This is a genomic window from Pseudoalteromonas sp. APC 3691 (assembly GCF_030408135.1).
In the GTDB taxonomy this organism is placed as follows: domain Bacteria; phylum Pseudomonadota; class Gammaproteobacteria; order Enterobacterales; family Alteromonadaceae; genus Pseudoalteromonas.
Genome location: NZ_JASDCB010000025.1, coordinates 37,539 through 57,319, shown reverse-complemented (window position 1 = coordinate 57,319; position 19,781 = coordinate 37,539). Strand labels below are relative to the sequence as shown.

Annotated in this window: 15 protein-coding genes; 2 read left to right on the top strand and 13 right to left on the bottom strand. The window is 39.8% G+C overall.

Translation table 11 applies throughout. From position 1 onward, the window contains the following. Positions 1–192: 192 nt before the first annotated feature. From QL998_RS10120 to QL998_RS10090, 7 genes are all read right to left on the bottom strand, one after another. The gene (locus tag QL998_RS10120; RefSeq protein ID WP_290192605.1) at positions 193–1,149 is read right to left on the bottom strand and encodes a phosphotransferase; all 957 of its coding nucleotides are present in this window, start codon (positions 1,147–1,149) and stop codon (positions 193–195) included. A 251-nt stretch (positions 1,150–1,400) separates the two neighbouring features. After that, positions 1,401–2,375: a transposase gene (locus tag QL998_RS10115; RefSeq protein ID WP_169045311.1), complete on the bottom strand. Its 975-nt coding sequence runs from the start codon at positions 2,373–2,375 to the stop codon at positions 1,401–1,403. Between the two features lie 363 nt (positions 2,376–2,738). Further along, positions 2,739–4,265, bottom strand: coding sequence for a transposase (locus QL998_RS10110; protein WP_290192604.1), 1,527 nt, complete (start codon positions 4,263–4,265; stop codon positions 2,739–2,741). 248 nt (positions 4,266–4,513) lie between these two features. After that, positions 4,514–4,891, bottom strand: a complete 378-nt coding sequence (locus QL998_RS10105; protein WP_290192603.1) for a hypothetical protein — start codon at positions 4,889–4,891, stop codon at positions 4,514–4,516. A gap of 93 nt (positions 4,892–4,984) precedes the next feature. Beyond that, positions 4,985–5,356, bottom strand: coding sequence for a hypothetical protein (locus tag QL998_RS10100; protein ID WP_290192602.1), 372 nt, complete (start codon positions 5,354–5,356; stop codon positions 4,985–4,987). Positions 5,357–5,485: 129 nt separating this feature from the next. Beyond that, positions 5,486–5,941 (bottom strand): hypothetical protein, encoded by a 456-nt coding sequence (locus QL998_RS10095; RefSeq protein ID WP_138627491.1) that lies wholly within the window; start codon positions 5,939–5,941, stop codon positions 5,486–5,488. 101 nt (positions 5,942–6,042) lie between these two features. After that, a complete protein-coding gene (locus tag QL998_RS10090; RefSeq protein ID WP_290192601.1) occupies positions 6,043–6,399 on the bottom strand; it encodes a hypothetical protein in 357 nt (118 codons plus the stop codon). Between the two features lie 242 nt (positions 6,400–6,641). Between QL998_RS10090 and QL998_RS10085 the strand changes: the two genes are divergently transcribed. Then, positions 6,642–7,571 (top strand): integron integrase, encoded by a 930-nt coding sequence (locus tag QL998_RS10085; RefSeq protein ID WP_290192600.1) that lies wholly within the window; start codon positions 6,642–6,644, stop codon positions 7,569–7,571. A 391-nt stretch (positions 7,572–7,962) separates the two neighbouring features. Here QL998_RS10085 and QL998_RS10080 read toward each other — a convergent pair whose 3' ends face one another. The 5 genes from QL998_RS10080 to QL998_RS10060 all read right to left on the bottom strand — a co-directional run bounded on the left by QL998_RS10080 (position 7,963) and on the right by QL998_RS10060 (position 17,599). Further along, complete coding sequence (locus tag QL998_RS10080; protein WP_290192599.1) at positions 7,963–10,218, bottom strand: acyl-CoA dehydrogenase; 2,256 nt, start codon at positions 10,216–10,218, stop codon at positions 7,963–7,965. 605 nt (positions 10,219–10,823) lie between these two features. Further along, positions 10,824–11,852, bottom strand: coding sequence for a zinc-binding dehydrogenase (locus QL998_RS10075; protein ID WP_182197403.1), 1,029 nt, complete (start codon positions 11,850–11,852; stop codon positions 10,824–10,826). Positions 11,853–11,862: 10 nt separating this feature from the next. Further along, positions 11,863–13,275, bottom strand: a complete 1,413-nt coding sequence (locus tag QL998_RS10070; RefSeq protein ID WP_182197402.1) for a TolC family protein — start codon at positions 13,273–13,275, stop codon at positions 11,863–11,865. Beyond that, positions 13,268–16,420 (bottom strand): multidrug efflux RND transporter permease subunit, encoded by a 3,153-nt coding sequence (locus QL998_RS10065; protein WP_290192598.1) that lies wholly within the window; start codon positions 16,418–16,420, stop codon positions 13,268–13,270. The genes QL998_RS10070 and QL998_RS10065 overlap by 8 nt, the downstream gene beginning before the upstream one ends. 9 nt (positions 16,421–16,429) lie before the next feature. Next, entirely contained in the window at positions 16,430–17,599 is a 1,170-nt protein-coding gene (locus tag QL998_RS10060; RefSeq protein ID WP_182197399.1) for an efflux RND transporter periplasmic adaptor subunit, read from the bottom strand. A gap of 119 nt (positions 17,600–17,718) precedes the next feature. On the opposite strand from QL998_RS10060, the gene QL998_RS10055 reads away from it, so the two are divergent. Continuing rightward, positions 17,719–18,657, top strand: a complete 939-nt coding sequence (locus QL998_RS10055) for a LysR substrate-binding domain-containing protein (RefSeq protein ID WP_007582020.1) — start codon at positions 17,719–17,721, stop codon at positions 18,655–18,657. Positions 18,658–18,667: 10 nt separating this feature from the next. Here the strand turns inward: QL998_RS10055 and QL998_RS10050 are convergent, their stop codons facing one another. Beyond that, a complete protein-coding gene (locus tag QL998_RS10050) occupies positions 18,668–19,705 on the bottom strand; it encodes a GGDEF domain-containing protein (protein WP_024598550.1) in 1,038 nt (345 codons plus the stop codon). Positions 19,706–19,781 lie beyond the last annotated feature (76 nt).

The following is a 19,781-nucleotide window of genomic DNA, read 5'->3' as shown; positions in this document are numbered from 1 at the left end:
GAGGATCTGTAATTGAATTAAAATGTTTCAGAAAAGTAGTGCTCATATTTATGCGACCAAGTAATTATTATGCCTTGATCTGATCACTACTTGCTCTATAAGTTCAATTTATAATGATCTTGCCGTGATACATCGTGCCAAAATGCACTGTTTTGCTTGATATTTATGCAAGCAATCAACCCGTTGTGTTTATTAAATGTTACTCGCTAACCAGCTGTTTACTTGCTGTTGCATATAACTATTTATTTTTTGGTGCTCGGGGCTCCAGCCAGCTAAAAATCGATAAAAGTCAGCCCATGCAGCAGGCCATAAAGCGAGCCAATCGTCAGCTATTTTACCTGCTGGTGCTGTAGGATGATAAGTAGTAATAGCAGCCTTTAAATTATCAAAATAATACGCAAGATACTCATCAGCGCACTCGTGTAATTGTGCATCACTTAAGCAACTGGTCATAAAATACATTACATCAATTATCCCAGAACCTGCACCTATATACTGAAAATCATAACCGAGTATTTTATCGTGCTCATTTGCTGCAAAATTAGCAAGTTTTGCATCGCCATGAATCAGCGTTTTGTACGCACAACTTTGTAGTTGCTCATCTATTTTATGTGCAATATTTTTAATATCGGACTTTTTATCAAGGTTATCTTTTAGTTTATTAAACTCATCTGGGCGCGTGCTTAAATGCCAGTAGTTGCCTTGCTGCCATAACCCTTCAGCGGGTTTACTTAAGTTAAACGCATGAAAGTGTGCAAGCCACTTTACTATAGCTTTAACATGTTGTGGCCCTGCTTGAGCAAACCCATGTTTGGTGAAATCCTTAAATACCAGCGCATATTCATCATCTTTATTAATTGCACCTATACATTCAATACTTTGCGCATGTACTGGTAAATACTGGCTATAAAGCTTATAAAAAGTGTATTCAACACTATAGGAATGCTGCTTTCTTTTAAGCGCAAATTCGCTTTGTTTAATTTTAGGATGGTGTATATAACTGGGTATTATAATCGCTTTAATAACGCAGGCTTTATCATCAAGCTGGCACTGCACAATACTGCCACATCCACTCCAAAGTGATGTAAGCGTATCGCCAATTTCAATGTGCTTAAAGTGAGGTTGTAATAAAGGAATGTAAAATGCCATAGCTATATTAAGTAATTAAGTTTTTTGTAGTTTAACATTAGTGGACGTTTTTAATAAAACTAAGGCATAAAAAAGCTCCACTTGGTTTTATACAAGTTTGTATTTAAATAGTGGCCAAAATCACTATGCCACTACACCAGGTTATTTCCATTTCATCCATTAAATAAGTCATTAGCCTATTAAATCTAAATTGCACGCATGAAAATGACTGCATATTTGCAGTTTTAATTTCGTACTGAGTAGTTTAAGTTTTATGCTAGTAGCTTTTCGCAGTTACTGATATTCGCTCGCCGCTTTCGCTTTAAGTTTTCACAATAACCTTCTTGTGAGGCTGGCCTGCCTACTGCGCCATGAAATACACGCGTAAATTGTGTGGTGAGCTTTAACCAGTTTTCGGGGGATATATTCACTCTTTCGAGTAAGGGTAAGTGTGAACTCTCAATATACCCTCGCTTATCTTCACGTATACAACGCCCTGTTAATTCAACAAGTTCAAGGTACGATTTAAGCTCAAACGGCAGCCCTTTGGGCATTATTTTACGTGGCATGCCTGCAAAGCGCAGTAGTTGTTTTGGCTGCTTGCCTTCTTTTGCGCATATTAAGCGTACTTGAGCGCTGGTATGGTCTGACTCTTCTGGCGTTTTAGCCATCTTGGCTCTAATGGGGTTTAAATCGACATACGCCATACAGGCGGCAAGTGCGGCTTCATCAAGCAGTGCTTGCGATCTAAATCGCCCCTCCCAAAACCTGCCGGTACAGTTATCTTCCTTATTTGCTCTGCGAGCAATATCTTCATTTAACAACCGCATAAACCAGCTAATACTTGATAGGCGCTCTCGATATTCCTTTACTGTTTGATAAAAAAAGATAAGTTCAACTTTACTTAGCTTTTCACCCTGTACATATTTTTGCGTAAGTACGGTGCCTTTACACAGTTTATGCCAGCGAATAACAATCGCTTTATCATTTAACCTATTCGCTTTTTTATCATCAACATACAAGACTAAGTGTGTATGATTACTCATTACGGCATAAGCACATACGTCAATACAAAATATCTTGGCTAACTCAAGCAGTTTGTCTTCAACCCAGCCTCGTCGATGCTCGTAAGACTTACCTGTAAAGTGGTCTTCGCCACATAAAAATGCACGGCGCACGCAACGCGAAATACAGTGGTAGTATTTTGTATCAGCCAAACTTACTTGACGCTTTCTCGCGATAGCCATAAGACACCCTGCTTGTTTTTTACACTAAACAAAGGCTAGTCTTTAACTTCTAAAAGTGCAAAATTTAGAGTGGGTGTCTAGTTTATTTAACGTGAAATACAGTGATAGTATTTTGTATCAACCAAACTTACTTGACGCTTTCTTGCGATTGCCATAAGACGCCCTGCTTGTTTTTTGTACTAATAAAAGGCTAGCCTTTAATTTTGAAAAGTGCAAAATTTAGGATGGGTGTCTAGTTTGTTCTCTAAATTTAGGATGGGTGTCTAGTTTGTTCTCTCAAGCCTTTAATTTTGAAAAGTGCAAAATTTAGGATGGGTGTCTAGTTTGTTCTCTAAATTTAGGATGGGTGTCTAGTTTGTTCTCTCATTGCAGCTTTTCTATATTATGAACAAGGCAATACAGTTGCCATTGCGCATTTACTTTCGCTTGACCCCGTAAGGTCAATTTATTCATGCTTTTATTCACTGTAATGTTCCCGAACACTGGCTCAATACAACCAAGTCGTTTGCTATATTGTCGTCGACCTATGGGGCTGTCTATTTTTACTTTCATTTTGTCTACATAGCTCAGCTTTTTGCGTGATTTATTATTTATAAACTGTACTTGTCGTCCTCTTTCTATCGGTGGTTTTCGCATACATTGCTGTTGTAGTGGACATACTTTGCAATCTTTTAAGTAACCGCAGAATCGTGTGTATTGTTGGTTATGGCTGTTTACATTAACTCCGCTTCGCCACATATCATTACCTGCTGGGCAGCGGCATGTTTGGGTTGCTTCATCATAATGAAAATCGTCTGAGGTAAATAACCGAGGCTTGCCTTTACTGCGTTTTAGTCGGCGCTTTTCTTGCTCAGTTTCGTATGTTTCGCTGGCTTTAAACAGCGGATTTCGTTTTCTAAATTGGTTATCCGCAATGTAGGTATCGAACCCACTTTGCGCCATAAACTCAAGATTTACTTCGCTGTTAAACCCACTGTCTGCGGTGAATTTGATGGTGTGTTTATCTGTCATTTTTTCTGTATTGAGTTTAGCGAGTTGCTGTTTTAATTGTGCAACGGCTGGCTGTAAAGTTTGTTGTTCGCCCACTGAGCCCCACGCTTGTGCTTGCAGGATGATTTGATGTTTATCATCGTTTATCGCGATGCCGTTGTAGCCTTGAATTGTCCCTTTTGAGGTCGTCATCTTCGCACTATCTGGGTCAGTGATATTACTTTTAACAGGCTTGCCTTTACTGCCTGTTTTCTCTTCGTGAGTGGCTAAAAAATCGGTGATTTTATCTGCACTTCTATCCAGCTTTTCTTTTTGTTTTAAGTCCTGAGTTATCAACTCTTCGCCCAGTCCATCTTGTGATTGGTGGCGTTCAATAATACGTTTGCTTGCGCGTTCTAGTTTTGCTTTTTTGCGGCTTAACTCATCGAATGTGCCGCTCCACTCTTTACTCGCATTGGACTTTAATTTACACCCATCAATAGCAAACATGTTGCGGCCTATCAAGTCTTCCTCATCACATATCATCAGCACTTGCGTGAAAAGTGGCTCAATCTGTTCATGCATTTTAGCCACAAAACCCGCTATAGATGTGTAATGTGGCTGGATATCACCCGACACACTCATAAATAAAATATTATGCTCGCAAGCCTTTGCAATCCGACGGCTACTGATAAAACCATGTGCATAGCCCAGTAAAATAATCTTTAGCATTACCGAAGGCGGATACGCAGCAGCGCCCGTTTTGTCGTTGTTATACCACGCGTCAAATCCCGATAAATCGAGTTTATTTTCGACGATATAACAAAGGGCATATTCAAATGTGCCAGGCAAAATTTGCTCAGCGAAATTGATAGGAATGAATTTATTTTGACAGGATAAGTCAGGCTTGTAGTTAGCCATAACAGTTTACCGTGGGTGAATAATATCTATTAGATCACAGCGAACAGATGGATTCAAGGTTAAAAAGCAACCAACCAAGAATAGTTGGATACGTTCCTAAAAAGAGTAATTCTACAGCCTCAACGTCGCCATCAGCGGCAGACTGGTTGTTGGTTGTTTTGTGAATAATGGCGTAGCCATGCACAAAACGAGCAATGACTAGGCTGTCCAAGCCACGAAGTGGCTGATGCTGCATGGCCTTGTTATAGCTAGCAATTTAAACCAGTACGTTTGCTCGCCCGATAGACAATAATTGTAATTATGGAAAACAGCACAGCCATTACAAGGCTTCCATAATTGGGCTTATTCGACATGAAAAAGCTTACAATTGCGGCAGCCCACATTGCCCCCGAGAGCAGTAACCATACCCAAACGCCAGACGCCAATTTATTAGATTTGTAATCTCCAATCCCATAGATTTTCTTTCCGCGCTCATTCATTTCGACCAGCTCCTTCGCGTCCTTTTCACATGCCTCAGAACACGCTAGTCCTTTATCGATTTCTATAACGCAGTCTGTGCAAACGGCCTTACCACAAGACTTACACAAACCAATACTTTGGTTATCATTGTGCTTAAAGCAGATCATGAATTCTCCTTATTGCTATAACACTTACCATAACCGGTTTGTGGTGCTTTTCCACAAATCCGGTTGATGGTTTTGTTAGATTGCGCCACCTCGTTAAGGTACATAAATTAACCCTATCTCTAGACTTAGATTACCGTTTTTTTCCATTACCCGACCGTTTAATACTAAGTCACTCCGTCCTTCATCTTCGGTAAAAAGGTCGACTATAATTTGCCAATAATCACCCATCCATTGAGCACAAGATGTTTCCCAAGTTTCTTCAGGCAGGTTGATTAAAACCTCTCCATAATCTGAAACATAACTTTTGTTAGCAAGTGCAATGTCGACTGGTATAGGTTGAATATTTTCTATCGGTGTCGAGAGTCCAAAATCATTTTGTGAAAATGCATCTACAGCAAGCTTGATAATTGGTCGCCAATGAGAGGCAATAAGATGTTCGTTTTCTAGGTCTTTTATTGCATCCATTTTCAAATTCCCTCACGATCTTCCAAGCTATCTAACGCCCTAATAACAGGCAAAAAATTGTTTGCTAAAATGTTGAGGAACGAAAACAGCAAACTGTTTTTTGTCCTTGTTTATTAGCTTGTTAGGTACTTATTCTTCAGGCTCATTTTCAGCCTCGATTTCTATAAAGTCTTTTATTACATCGTCCCCAATTGAGAAATTTATATTCAATGTAATATCTTGGTTTAGGCTAGGTATTTCAAATACTGAAAATTCACCTGAGATTTTATTTAGGTGAACACTGCCTAAATTAAAATCATTTACACTACAATTCAGAATTCTTGATAAATTAATATTCATAAATTCAGTTGAAGTATTGTTTATTAAGTAATTGCAGAACTCCTTACCTTCCTCTGTTCCATTATCCTCACAGCTCTTTGAGAAGTTAGCCCAATCATTAATTAATATAACTTTTAAAGGTTTAGCGACTTTTGATTTGCTAGCAAAGGAAATTAAGTGTTCGCACAACTTATCATCTTGCGCTGATGCAATAAATGGCATTCCAATAATTGATATTAATAAAACTTGAAAATTACACCTAAACACTAGAAGTACCTAACGCCCCATTAATGGGCAAATAATAGTTGGTTAAAATAAGCGACGCAGGAGCAAAAACCAACTGTTATTTGTCCCTGTTTAATGGCTTGTTAGCTGACGCTTTCACATGACGTTTTAAGGTTATGCTTTTTAGACTTTATTAGCCTTGTAAATCCATTGTCCGTTTTATAACCGACATGAACACCTGTGGGAAAAACGACTATTGAATAAGAAGGATATGAGTATAATAAACCAGCAATCGGTGTGTTCCAATCAATGTCCCAACCACTTTTATTTTCACTTAGCCAACTTCTAATTTCAACGTATTCAGCGTCTTCGAAAGTGATGACTTTCCCACAAAGAGTAAATTCAGGTGGCATAAGTCCAACATTAACATCTTGAGATTGAGAGTAATAAACATATACCCCAATAGAAGATAATAAGATTAGTGTTAGTAATACTTTCACCCGAATCCTCATAGACAGCTAACAATTTAATAGTGCGCTCATCGCGCATATTTCTGCCAACGATACGCTCATGTTTTTTATAAATCTTTTTTACCAAATAACTTAATACATTGCTATATATAATTTTTTATTAGCACTCAAACTCTCAATAAAAGACAAAATGCGCTCGCCGCTCATTTTCTTGAATATGTGTGCATCACAACTATACTGTATATAAAAACAGCCCCGTTATTGGTAATAGTATGAAAACACGTTCCCCATTTTTAAATTATATAGCCGATTATATGTTGGTACGTCAGTATTCATTACGCACCGTAGATACCTACCTAAGATGGATTGCATCTTATATCCATTTTCATAATAAACGCCATCCCGCCTCAATGGGGGACAATGAAGTCGAACGCTACTTAGAACATTTAGTGTTAAAGCAAAACGTTGCACCACGTACGCAAGCCACCGCACTCAATTCATTGTCATTTTTATACAAGCACATAATAAAAAAAGAACTCTCATTAAATTTAAATTTTGCCCGTAGTAAAAAACAAGCAAAGCTCCCTGTAGTGATGACCCCAGAGGAAGTTAAAATGTTGATGGCTCATTTAAATAAGCGCTATTATTTAATTGCAGCCCTTATGTATGGAAGTGGCTTAAGAGTAATGGAAGCGGTGCAATTAAGAGTAAAAGATATTGATTTTGATTATAAATGCATTCAAGTATGGAATGGAAAAGGTAATAAACACCGCATTGTTACGCTGGCCACAGAGCTAATTCCTATGCTGAGAAATCAAATTTTGAACGTTGATGACTATTTAAAACTGGATTTAAATAATACGGAATATTCTGGCGTATGGATGCCATATGCTTTAACAAAAAAATATCCAAGTGCCGCAAAATCGCTTGCGTGGCAATATTTATTTCCTTCTCATATATTAAGTTCAGATCCTCAAAGTGGTGAAATAAGGCGACATCATTTTCATCACTCTTGTATTAGAAAAGAGATTAAAAAAGCTGTCCAAAAATCAGGGTTAACAAAAATAATAACACCTCATACATTAAGACACTCATTCGCTACGCACTTGCTGCAAAATGGCGCTGACATCCGCACAGTACAAACACAGCTAGGTCACAGTGATGTGCGTACTACGCAAATAATACCCGCTGTATTGAATTAGTGAGCAATTTTAGCGATAGATAAATAGCTCAGTAACAAGGCAAAAACTTGGTAATATAGTTTATCTATATGAGAAGTTTTTAACGCAGTTAATGAGTTATTTAGAACGCTAAAATGTTCAACGTTTTAATTCAGTGGGTATCCTACCCATGTACTACAGCAAGGTGCTAACGGGGTTGTTAGCCCTTTTTCAAGATTATAAGCGTCTCTTTTTAATCCTCTACAGATACATATTCACTTTCAAACCAATACCGTCATCTATTTCTACTTTAAATAACACATAAAAAAGCCCCGCTTGTTTTTACACAAGCGGGGCTCCACACTAATACTTTTCAAAAATAAAAGCGCCGATACTGCGGGCGCTTTGCATCATTGAATTTAATTACTTTAACTTACTGATTAACTACGCTTTTAAGCGGGTTAATTGGCTGTGCGTTATCGTCTAGTATGTTCATATCAAAATCGAACTCATCTACACGAATCGCCTTTTCACGTTTGATGTTGTAATCAATTAACTGAACGTGCTCAGCTTGCGTAATTACGTTTGCAGCTAATGCGTTATCAAGTGTAATGTTAAAACGTGCACCTGGCTTAATTACTTTAGCACGTAATGCTTTTTTAACTTTAGCCAGCTCGCCAAGTGATGCCATTTTAGCTTTGTAAGCTTGCTCATTAATATGATGGCCATCGCCCACTACTGGTTTAACTAAATGCGTGATTTGCGCTTTAAATGCGGTATCTAGCTGAGCTTGCTTAGCTAGTTCGCGGATTAAATCGTCGCTAATTTTTGGCATTTTAGTTGAGTAGTTCATTGTAATGAAACGAATAAACTTACGTGTACCGCTTGCAGGGAAGTTATCTAAAAACTTATGCAATGCTTCTTCAGCACTTTGTAGTGCAAAACGAGTCGCGTAATGGAAATACGGCGCTGCTTGCTCACGGTCACTACTTGATACTTTTTGCTCGTAGTATTTAATTGATGCCATAGCTGCATATAAGAAGCTCATTACATCGCCTAAACGTGCCGATAGCATTTCTGCTTGCTTTAACTTACCGCCAAGTACAAGTAACGAAAAGTCTGCGTACACTGCAAGTTTTGCAGATAATTTATGTACTGCTTTTTCGTAGTCGCGTACTTCTGGCAATTCAGAATTAGCACTTGCTGTAAATGGTAAAACACCTAGGCGGAAAGCACGTAAGCTGTTTGCTGTGCTGTAGCCAATTGTTTTACGTAAAATGCCGTTAAATTCTTTATCTGCGCCTTTGTCTTCACTGTGAATTGACTCAACCATAGATTGTAAATATGGATGACAACGCATAACACCTTGACCAAATATCATTAGGTTACGAGTAAGAATGTTCGCACCTTCTACCGTAATGGCAATCGGCTGAGCAACATAACCACTTGCTAATGTATTTTGTGGACCGTTTTGAATCGCTTTACCCGCTTGAATATCCATTGCTGAATCAAGCACGTCGCGACCAAACTCTGTCATGTGGTATTTAGCGATTGCGGTTACTACTGATGGTTTTAAGCCCATGCCTAAGCCTTCAGTTGTAAGTACGCGCATTGCTTCTTGTAGGTATGTTTTACCTGCAATGTCGGCTAGTTTTTCTTGAATACCTTCAAACTGGCCAATGGCTAAACCAAACTGTTCACGCACTGCTGCGTATTCAGATGCTGATTTAAATGCAACTTGTGCTGTACTAACACCTAGCGCAGGTAATGAAATACCACGGCCAGCACCTAAACAGCTAACCAGCATTTGCCAACCACGGCCGATGTTTTTCTGTCCACCAATAACAAAATCCATTGGTACAAATACTTTGTTACCACGTGTAGTACCGTTGTAAAAACGAATACCCATAGGGTCGTGGCGATTACCAAGCTCTACACCTGGGTGCTCTTTTGGAATAAGTGCACAGGTAATACCTAGGTTTTCTTTACCACCTAGCAGACCATCAGGGTCAACTACTTTAAATGCTAAACCAAGTACAGTAGCAATAGGTGCAAGCGTTATGTAGCGTTTGTCCCATGTGATCTCAAGGCCAAGCACTTCTTCACCGTTGTACATGCCTTTAGTTACTGTACCAATGTCTGGAATGCCACCTGCATCAGAACCCGCTTCTGGGCTTGTTAGTGCAAAACATGGAATGTCTGTACCATTTGCTAGGCGTGGTAAGTAATGTGCTTGTTGTTCTTGCGTACCAAAGTGAAGTAATAACTCACCTGGGCCTAACGAATTAGGAACCATTACGGTTACCGCAACTGCTGAGCTTTTAGTCGCAATTGTGCCAACAATAGTAGAGTTTGCATAAGGGCTAAACTCTAAACCACCAAACGACTTAGGAATGATAAGCGAGAAAAAACGCTCTTTTTTCAAAAATTCTAAGATGTCATTTGGTAAATGAATGCCGTTTTGAATCACTGAATCGTCAATCATGCCCAGTAGTTCTTTTACTGGACCGTCTAAGAATGCTTGCTCGTCTGCGCTTAATGTAGCAGCAGGTACGTCGCGAAGTGCACTGAAATCAGGTTTACCTTGGTAGATAGAACCTTCAAGCCATACATCACCCGCGTCTAGCGCTTCTTGTTCTGTGATAGAAATACTTGGTAATACTTTTTTTAGTTTTGTACGTAAACTCATGATTGAACTCATCCGACCAGCTAAATAATACCTACATTACGTCATAAAAAATCGTTTAGATCAATTACTCTATTCAATTAATTAACAGTTTTTTCAATTTATTTTCTTTACCTGAACGTAAACTATTGAAACACAAAGGCTTACAGCTGTACGCTGAAAAAAAGTATTTTAACTAAAATGATGAATAAAACAGCAAAAGCTCTAGGGTCTGTTGATCTTTGCGGATTAAAATTTGTTCAAACTAGGGGCTATTTAATCGCGGCGCGAGGTTTGTAACCTAGTGGGCTAAGTAAAAACCGAGCAACAAAGAGTAAATAGCCCCTAGGAAGAACCCTTTGGGCAGCGCCTGTTTGTCATTAATGCTACGTTATCGCCCATTTATGGGGAATAACCACACTACATAGGCTCTGCCTTGCCTAAATACCAAACAGACTGCTGCAAATTCAACCTTGAAAGATCAACAGACCCTAGCGCTGTATCTATTTTTTTATGGGCATAAAAAAACGCAGCACAAATAGGCTACGTTTTTATTCAATTTGTAGAGGCTACATTATCAGTTAATCTAGCTAAAACTACTTAAATTTAAATCAAATTGTATAAGCGCTTCACTTAGCAACTTTAACAATTTGCTTGCCGGTAAAACCACCAGCAAGTTGTTTATTAAGCGCTTGCGATACTGACTCAGCACTAAAGTCTACGGGCGTTATTTCTGGGTGTTTAATGTCGCCACTAACAGCGCCTTCAAGTAACAGGTTGCCCATAAAGCTCAAGCGTTGTTGTGCACATAAACTATTAGCAAGCCATGCACCACCAATCGATACAACGCTAATATTCGGCGCTCGGTGATACATTAAGTCTTGATCAAAACAAGGTAGCGGATTTAAGCAGGCAATACGTCCGCAAAAACGCATTAGCTCAATATTACGCTGAGTACACTCTCCACCTATCGTATCAATAACCGCATCAAAGCCTTGCGGGCCAAGTTCTCTGCGGATTTTTTCGCATAGCTTTTTATCGCTATAGTCAAAAACCACATCAGCGCCTAGCTGCTTAACCAATTTATGGTTACGCTTTGATGCGGTGGTAAATACATCTGCACCACGCTGTTTTGCATATTGAATAGCAAACTGCCCTACCGCTCCGGCTCCGCCTTCAATAAAAATAGTATCGCCTTCACTAATGCCTATTTTATCTAAGCTGATAAGTGCTGCCATACCGGCGCATGGAAGTGTTGCTGCTATGGCCGGATTTAAACCGCTTGGCACAACCGACACTGCAAAGTTAGGTACTTTGGTGTATTCGCTCAAAGCACCTTGCTCACCAATGTTGGCATGCCACATAACCCGCTGGCCAACATTTGGAAACACACCTTTATTAGCTTTAACCACAACACCTACAGCATCTAAGCCTAAAATGTGTGGATACTGCCATTTACAAAAGCCTGTTTTAGCAAATTGACCATCAACTGGATTTAAACCAACGTACTCTACTTTTACAAGCAGCTCGTTATCTGCACAGTCTGGAACAGGCAGCTCAGCATCTGCTAAGTCAATTGCTTCATTTGGTTCTGGCAGTACAATAGCGCGCATCGTTTGCGGGATAATGTATTCATGTAAATTTTCAGTATTTGGCATCAATATAACTCTACTTATTAGTGTCGTTTAACGCATAACTCCATTGGCCATTAAATGACTGGTAAGCATTTACTTTGGCAAGCAGTGAAGAAATTGTTGTTTCAACAGCATTTTCTTGTGCTATTAAAACATCCTGACGCGCATCTAACAACTCAAGATAAGGAATTTGGCCTTCTTCATACATTGCTTGGGCTTGTAAAAATGCTTTATTAGCAAAGTCATAGCGCTCATCTGCAAAGCGTTTTTGCTGTGCTTGATTGACCAACAATTGCAGTGAAAGTTCACTTTCACTTAGTGCAGTTAATACCACTTGTTGATAATCGCTGTAAGCGGCTTCACTTAAAAACTGCTGCGCGTCGCGCTGTGCTAATAATGTTGGGTAGCTTAATAACGACCATTGTAACTGCGGCGCTACTTGCCACTGTTGGTCGGTATTTTTTAAGCCTGTGCTGTCTATACTCACAACCCCTGCAAATGCAGATAAGCTAATATCGGGTAATAACGCTTTGCTCGCTGCAACACTTAAACTATTTGCTTGGCTAAAATCAAACAGCGCACGGCTAATATCTGGGCGTAAGGCAATGGCATTATTAGCGTTTTTTAGTGAGACGCTAAAGTCACGTTCAAGCACGCTTTGCTCATTTTCAATAGCAATATTTTGCGTTAACTTACCGCTTAGTACCGCAAGTGCCGATAAATCGCTGTATTTTGCATATTCAATAGCAGGTATTAGTGCTTGTTGCTGCTTAAGCTGCGCCATCGTACGGTTTAAATCAAGCTCGTTTGCGACGCCTTCGTCAACGCGAGCTTGTAGTACGTCAATACTTTGCTCAAGGGCTTCAATTTGAAGCGTAACAATGTGTTGTTTTTCAACATTTCCTTGATAACTTACAAAGCCTTTAACAACTGACGAAACAACTTCAATTTGCAGTAAACGTACTTGCTCTGCTTGGCTCATGGCCGATGCATTTGCAGCATCAACCAACGCCGTTATGCGACCAAATAAATCTAGCTGCCAATCAAGTGCAACGTTTGCACTTGATTGGCGGTCAAACACGCTTGGTGCATCGCTTCGAGCTGCGCCAACATTTACGCCACCTTGCGGTAGGTATTGGGCTTTTTGCTCTCCTAAACGCGCTAATGCACTTTTAAGTGTTAGCTGGCTTGTTTGCAAATTATAGTTATTTGCTAGCGCACCAGTAACAAGCTCATTCAGTTGATCAGAATTAAGCTTTTTCCACCAGTTTGTTTCATCAGCAACGCTAACGTTACTAGCAATATTAGCTTTGGCAACAAATTCGTTAACGGCTTTTTGCTCGCTCATGGTGTCAATTTTACTCGCACACCCGGCTAAAAACGCAGCGACTAATACCGCACTGGCAGTCAGACTTGTTTTAAGTCTTTTTTGCATTAATTTAGTCATGAGTATTCTCCTGCGCTTTATCTTTTTTGCTCGTTACTAGCATGTAAAACACCGGCGTAAATAATAAACCAAATACAGTTACACCTATCATGCCTGAGAATACTGCGTTACCCATTGCGTGACGCATCTCAGCGCCTGCACCTGTAGCAAGCACTAACGGTACAACACCTGCTGTAAATGCAATTGAGGTCATTAATATTGGGCGCAAACGCATACGACATGCCTCAAGTATTGCCTCTAAGTGCGATAAGCCTGTGTCGTGTCTATCTTTTGCAAACTCAACCATCAATATCGCATTTTTAGAAGCCAACGCGACCAGAACTATGAGCGCTATTTGGGTGAATATGTTGTTGTCAGAGCCAACAAACCACACACCTGATAAAGCAGAGAAAATAGTCATCGGTACAATTAATATAATCGCAAGTGGTAAACGTAAGCTCTCGTACTGCGCTGCAAGTACCATAAATACAAGCAATACAACTAACGGGAATACATAAACCATTGTATTACCCGCAAGTACTTGTTGGTACGTTACTTCAGTCCACTCGTACTCAATACCTGATGGCAGTGTGTCTGCGAGTACTTTTTCAATAGCTAACTGTGCTTGGTCAGAGCTATAACCCGGTGCTGGGCTACCATTAAGCTCGGCACTTGGGTAACCGTTGTAATGCATAACACGGTCAGGACCAATCGTTGGGGTTACTGTTAATACAGATCCTAATGGCACCATATGGCCTGCACGGTTACGTACTTTTAAGTTAAGTATTTGCTCAGGTTCTTTACGGTAATCAGCATCAGCTTGCGCATTTACTTGGTAAGTACGACCAAACATATTAAAGTCGTTTACATACACAGAGCCTAAGTAAATTTGCAGTGCATTAAATACTTCATCAAGTGGAATACCTTGAATAAGTGCTTGTTCACGGTCAATATCTATATCCATTTGTGGAACTTGAATTCTAAAGCTTGAGTAAAGTCCCATTAATGCAGGGTCTTGCTGCGCCTTACCAATAACCGTTTGTAGGCTATTAAATAATGCTTCAAACCCTTTATTTGCTCTGTCTTCAAGTTGCAGTTTAAAACCACCTGTTGTGCCTAGGCCTTGAATTGGAGGTGGCGGAAATACAGCAACAAAGGCTTCATCAATCGCTGCAAAACGCTGGTTTAGCTGTGCCGCAATTGCCATCGCAGACTTACTTGGGTCGGTACGTTTGTCAAAGCTTTCAAGTGGTGTAAATACAATGCCGCTGTTAGGGCTATTTGTAAAACCGTTCACTGATAAGCCAGGAAAAGCAACAGTATGTGCAACGCCTGGTACTTCTAATGCAATTTGCTGCATTTGAGCAAGTACATCTTCAGTACGATCAAGGCTTGATGCGTCAGGCAACTGCGCAATAGCCACTAAATACTGTTTATCTTGCTGTGGAATAAAGCCACCAGGTACGGTATCAAATAACTTAATTGTGCCGCCAACAAGTGCAATATAAGCCACCATTACAACAACGGTCATACGGATTAGTTTTTGTACCAGTTTTTCGTACCCTTTAGCACCACGATTAAAAACGCGGTTAAATGGTTCAAATAACCAACGACCAAACAATTTATTAAGTAAACGCGTGAACGCATCTGGTTTTGCATCATGTGATTTTAATAACAGTGCAGCAAGCGCAGGCGATAACGTTAATGAGTTAAACGCTGAGATAATCGTCGAAATTGTAATTGTAAGTGCAAATTGCTTATAAAACTGACCTGATAAACCGGTAATAAACGCTGTAGGAATAAATACAGCACTTAGTACTAGCGCAATGGCAATAATAGGGCCTGTTACTTCGCTCATTGCAACGCGGGTTGCTTCAAGTGGCGATAAGCCTTTTTCAATATTACGCTCTACGTTTTCAACAACTACAATCGCATCATCTACAACAATACCTATGGCCAATACTAAGCCAAACAACGACAAGGTATTAATTGAGACACCTAACCACTGCATTACTGCAAACGTACCAATGAGCGAAATAGGCACAGCAATTAATGGAATAATTGATGCACGCCACGTTTGTAAAAATACAATAACAACAATAACTACCAGCACAATTGCTTCAAGCAACGTTGCAATTACCGCGTCAATTGAGCCGCGAACAAATACCGTAGGGTCGTACACAATGTCGTATTCAACACCAGTAGGGAAATCTTTAGATAAGCGCGCCATTGTTTCGCGTACTTGATCAGAAAGCTCAATAGCGTTTGAACCTGGGCGTTGGAATATTGGCATTGCAAGTGCCGGTTGATTATCAAGCTCTGCACGCAGTGCGTAAGTGTCTTGGCCTAAATCAACACGGGCTATATCAGATAAACGCGTTAACTGACCTTCGTCGCCTACTTTAATAATAACGTTTTCAAATTCTTCAATACTGTTTAAACGTCCTTTAACGTTTAAGAGTATTTGAAATTGGCTATCGTTTGAAATTGGCTGCGCACCTAAGCTACCCGCTGCAACTTGTTGGTTTTGCGAGCGAAGGGCAGCAACTACATCTGTTGCTGTTAATTCCCGTGCAGCAAGAGCATCTGGGTTTAGCCATACGCGCATTGAGTATTTGCCACCACCAAATAAACGAATATCACCTACGCCTGGTAAGCGTGCAATTTCATCTTTAATGTTTAAATCAGCATAATTAGATAAGTAAGCTGTGTCGTGCGTTTTTTCAGGCGAATATAAGTGCACCACCATGGTTAAATCGGGTGATGATTTTTCGGCTACAACACCTAAACGTTGTACTTCTTCTGGCAAACGTGGCAATGCACTGTTTACACGGTTTTGTACTTGTACTTGAGCACGATCTAAATCGGTACCTAAAGCAAAAGTTACCGTTAGTGTCATGCGTCCATCGCTTGTACCTTGCGAAAACATATACAACATGTTTTCAGTACCGTTAATTTCTTGCTCCAGCGGTGTTGCCACTGTTTGCGCGATAACGGTTGGGTTTGCACCCGGGTAACTTGCAGTCACAACCACTGTAGGAGGAACCACTTCTGGGTATTCACTTACTGGTAGTTGGAATAGTGAAATACCACCAGCAATTAAAATAACCAACGACAGCATTGCCGCAAATATTGGGCGCTGTATAAAGAAATGCGAAAATTTCATCAATAAACCTTATTGCTTAGCCACAAGTTGTGCGTTGTCGTTTGACAATGTAAATGCAACACCGCTTGTATCAATTGTTACTGTTTGTGGAGAGATTGGCATACCTGGGCCTACACGTGCTGGGCCGTTTACTGCAATTACGTCACCTTCGCTAAGGCCCGATGTAACCGCACGCAAAGCACCGTATCTTTCACCTACAGTAATAAGTTTGTATTCAAGTACGTTGTTTTCGCCAACCGTTAATACAAAACGATTTTTTAAGTCGGTACCAATTGCACGTTCTGGGATAATAATCGCGTCGCTAATAGAGTTGGCTGCAAGCTTAATACGTGCAAACGAGCCTGCGCGTAATTGGTTGCTGTCTTCATTAAATACCGCACGTACGCGTAATGTACCTGTTGATGAATTAATTTGGTTATCAATAAAGTTAATGTAGCCTTTGTATGCAAAATCGCTTTGACTGACCTTTTGCATTACAACAGTTTGATGGCTCGCAGCAGTAACATCATTGAAAGAGCTATTCCATGTGCGTTCATCAACATCAAAATAAGCATACATAGCTTGGTTTGAAACAATTGACGTTAATACGCTTTGACCCGCAAGTATGTTATTACCTTTGGTAATATTTGCGCGAGAAATAATGCCATCAATTGGTGATACTACTGACGTAAACTCTAAATCAAGCTCTGCTGAGGTAAGTTGTGCTTGAAGTGCAGAAAGCTGTGCTTCGCGTTGGCGTAGTGTTGAAGTACGCGCTTGTGCTTGCTCAGTTGAGATTGCCTTACGGTCTAATAAGCGTACCGCACGTTTGTCTTCACTTTTAGCTTGTTCAAGTGCGGCTTCTGCGCTGTTAATTTGCGCTTTTAAACTAGCAACCACAGCAGCAAATGGACGAGCATCTAATTGAAATAAAACATCGCCTTCTTTAACCACATCGCCTTCTTTAAATTCAATGCTATCGATGATTCCCGATACACGCGGCATTAAAGCAACTTCTTGTGGAGACTCTAAACGAGTTGTATATGTGTGCCAGCTTTGTACCGGCTTAACAAGCACCTGTGCTACATCAATTGGTTGAAGTTGCTGTGCAGGTGCTGATTGAGCTGTGCTCTCATCAGCACAACCCGCAAGTGTTAAAGATGCCGCAGTAAGTGCAGCAGCAATTAGATGTTTGTTCATGAAGACGCTCCATTGTTGATTAGCCTCGCATAATACGGATTAAACCCGTGTGTAAAAACCATAGATTTTTAAATTCATTAATGCCAAAATGGCATCAATAGGTTAGTTAAGGTGTAATAATGGATACAACAAGTCGACTTTTAATGTTACTTGAAGTGGTTGAGCAAGGCTCTTTTGCAAAAGCTGCAGAAATCCGCAACATAGATCGCTCTGTTATATCTAAACAAATTAGCCGTTTAGAGGATGAGTTAGGCGTTAGGTTACTTAACCGCACAACGCGTTCATTTTCGCTTACAGCGGCGGGTGCCGAAATGATCAAAAAAGCCGCTGAGCTTAGAGAGCTGCTTGGCGAAACCGTACGCATGGCTGAAAACTACCATTTAGAACCGCGTGGCGTATTAAAAATCACTTCATCAACACTTATTGGTCGTCGTTATTTACAACCTGTACTTAATGATTTTCAAAAACGCTTTCCGCAAGTAGAAGTTGAACTGCGTTTAGACGATAGATTAGTAGATATAGTCTCTGAAGGATTTGATTTGGCTTTTCGTGTAGGTGAGCCTAAAGATTCGTCACTTATTGCACGTAAAATAGCGCGTAACCGATTATTAATTTTAGCTGCACCACAGTTTATTGAAACTTACGGTATGCCAAAAACAATCGAAGAGTTAGCGCAATTACCAGCAGCAAGCTATGCCAGTAATTCTATTCGAGTAGAAACCATAGATTACTACGATAGTAAGGGTGAACGCTGCGAACAAAAAATAAAAAGTGTATTTCGTGCTAATGATGCAGAGTCATTGTTAATGAAAACATTATCGGGCACAACTTACTTTGTCGCCCCTGCATTTATTATTGGTGATGAAATAATACAAGGTAAGCTAGTGCCTTTATTGACCGATGTAAAACTGATGGAGTTTAGTGCGATGTATGCCGTATATCCGCACCGAGATTTACCAGTGAGGACCCGGTTGTTTTTTGATGCTGTGCGCGAGCATTTAGGAAAAGATAAACCGATTTGGGAAAACGGGATCCCCAATTTTGAGCAAATGTATTAAGTAACCCTGCTTAAGCAACTACCGTTTCGTAGTCATGTTCTTTTTTAAACTTACAATACACTTTATTGCGACCAAATTGTTTTGCTTTGTATAACTGTTTATCTGCTTGGTTTACAAAGCTTTCCAATGAATTAGTACTTTTAAATTTTGCAACACCAATACTGGTTGTAACATTAATTGCAAGGCCGTCAATGTCAAATGTGGTATTTTCAAAACGTGCTCTTATTTGTTCAGCGGTATTAAGTGCAGCCTCTTCATTTGCAAAAGAGCTAAATAAGGCAAACTCTTCACCGCCTACTCTAAATACATACCCTCTACCAAGGACAACTCTTAGTAAAGTGGCCACCTCGACAAGTACTTGGTCACCCACACCATGGCCATGCTCATCATTTACCTGTTTAAAAAAGTCTAAATCAAGTAAAAACAAATATAACTGCGACTTATCTTTTAGTTCTACTTCAAAGTAGTGGTTCATTGAAAGGCGGTTACCTGCACCCGTTAATGGATCAAGTAACGCTAAATTTTTAAGGCGCTTTGAAAAATGCGAGCGGCTTCCTTCAAAAACATGAGAAATCGCCCAAATACTAAAATAAGCACAGATTAAATTAAGGGATAAGTTAAAAGTTTCAAAGGGGGTAAGAGTAGACTTACTCCCTAAAATAAGCACTTGGATAACTAATAAATTTGCAGAGAAAATTACACCGTATTGTTTACCTAACAACAGGTAGTACAAAATAGGTAATGCAAACGACCATACAAACACACCATTACGTGGCGATGCTAAGTATGTACCTAAAATAATGATTAACGTTACCAGTGCGCACATTATTAAGGATTGCCAAAACTGTAGTGGACGGCGTGTAACTGAAATATAAGTAAATATACAATAAACGGAAAAACATATTTCGATATAGCCAAGTAATGGAAAGTTATTTACGGTTAAATTAACACTCGCAAATACTAGCGATAAAAAACCAAAACAAAGACACATCCATCTAAGAACGCTCTTCCTTAATGATTTAGTGCTGTTAAGTGCCGCAATATCCATTCTAATCACTTGATAAAATATAAAAAGTAAGTTTAACGTGAAAATATAATTTAACAAGCCTTGTTGGTATAGAGCA

What these genes read in the sequence shown, in the direction of transcription:
- QL998_RS10100 (WP_290192602.1), bottom strand. Translation starts at nt 5,356, where the DNA reads ATGGATGCAATAAAAGACCTAGAAAACGAACATCTTATTGCCTCTCAT.
- QL998_RS10115 (WP_169045311.1), bottom strand. Translation starts at nt 2,375, where the DNA reads ATGGCTATCGCGAGAAAGCGTCAAGTAAGTTTGGCTGATACAAAATAC.
- QL998_RS10055 (WP_007582020.1), top strand. Translation starts at nt 17,719, where the DNA reads ATGGATACAACAAGTCGACTTTTAATGTTACTTGAAGTGGTTGAGCAA.
- QL998_RS10075 (WP_182197403.1), bottom strand. Translation starts at nt 11,852, where the DNA reads ATGCCAAATACTGAAAATTTACATGAATACATTATCCCGCAAACGATG.
- QL998_RS10070 (WP_182197402.1), bottom strand. Translation starts at nt 13,275, where the DNA reads ATGACTAAATTAATGCAAAAAAGACTTAAAACAAGTCTGACTGCCAGT.
- QL998_RS10105 (WP_290192603.1), bottom strand. Translation starts at nt 4,891, where the DNA reads ATGATCTGCTTTAAGCACAATGATAACCAAAGTATTGGTTTGTGTAAG.
- QL998_RS10110 (WP_290192604.1), bottom strand. Translation starts at nt 4,265, where the DNA reads ATGGCTAACTACAAGCCTGACTTATCCTGTCAAAATAAATTCATTCCT.
- QL998_RS10050 (WP_024598550.1), bottom strand. Translation starts at nt 19,705, where the DNA reads ATGGATATTGCGGCACTTAACAGCACTAAATCATTAAGGAAGAGCGTT.
- QL998_RS10120 (WP_290192605.1), bottom strand. Translation starts at nt 1,149, where the DNA reads ATGGCATTTTACATTCCTTTATTACAACCTCACTTTAAGCACATTGAA.
- QL998_RS10060 (WP_182197399.1), bottom strand. Translation starts at nt 17,599, where the DNA reads ATGAACAAACATCTAATTGCTGCTGCACTTACTGCGGCATCTTTAACA.
- QL998_RS10080 (WP_290192599.1), bottom strand. Translation starts at nt 10,218, where the DNA reads ATGAGTTTACGTACAAAACTAAAAAAAGTATTACCAAGTATTTCTATC.
- QL998_RS10065 (WP_290192598.1), bottom strand. Translation starts at nt 16,420, where the DNA reads ATGAAATTTTCGCATTTCTTTATACAGCGCCCAATATTTGCGGCAATG.
- QL998_RS10085 (WP_290192600.1), top strand. Translation starts at nt 6,642, where the DNA reads ATGAAAACACGTTCCCCATTTTTAAATTATATAGCCGATTATATGTTG.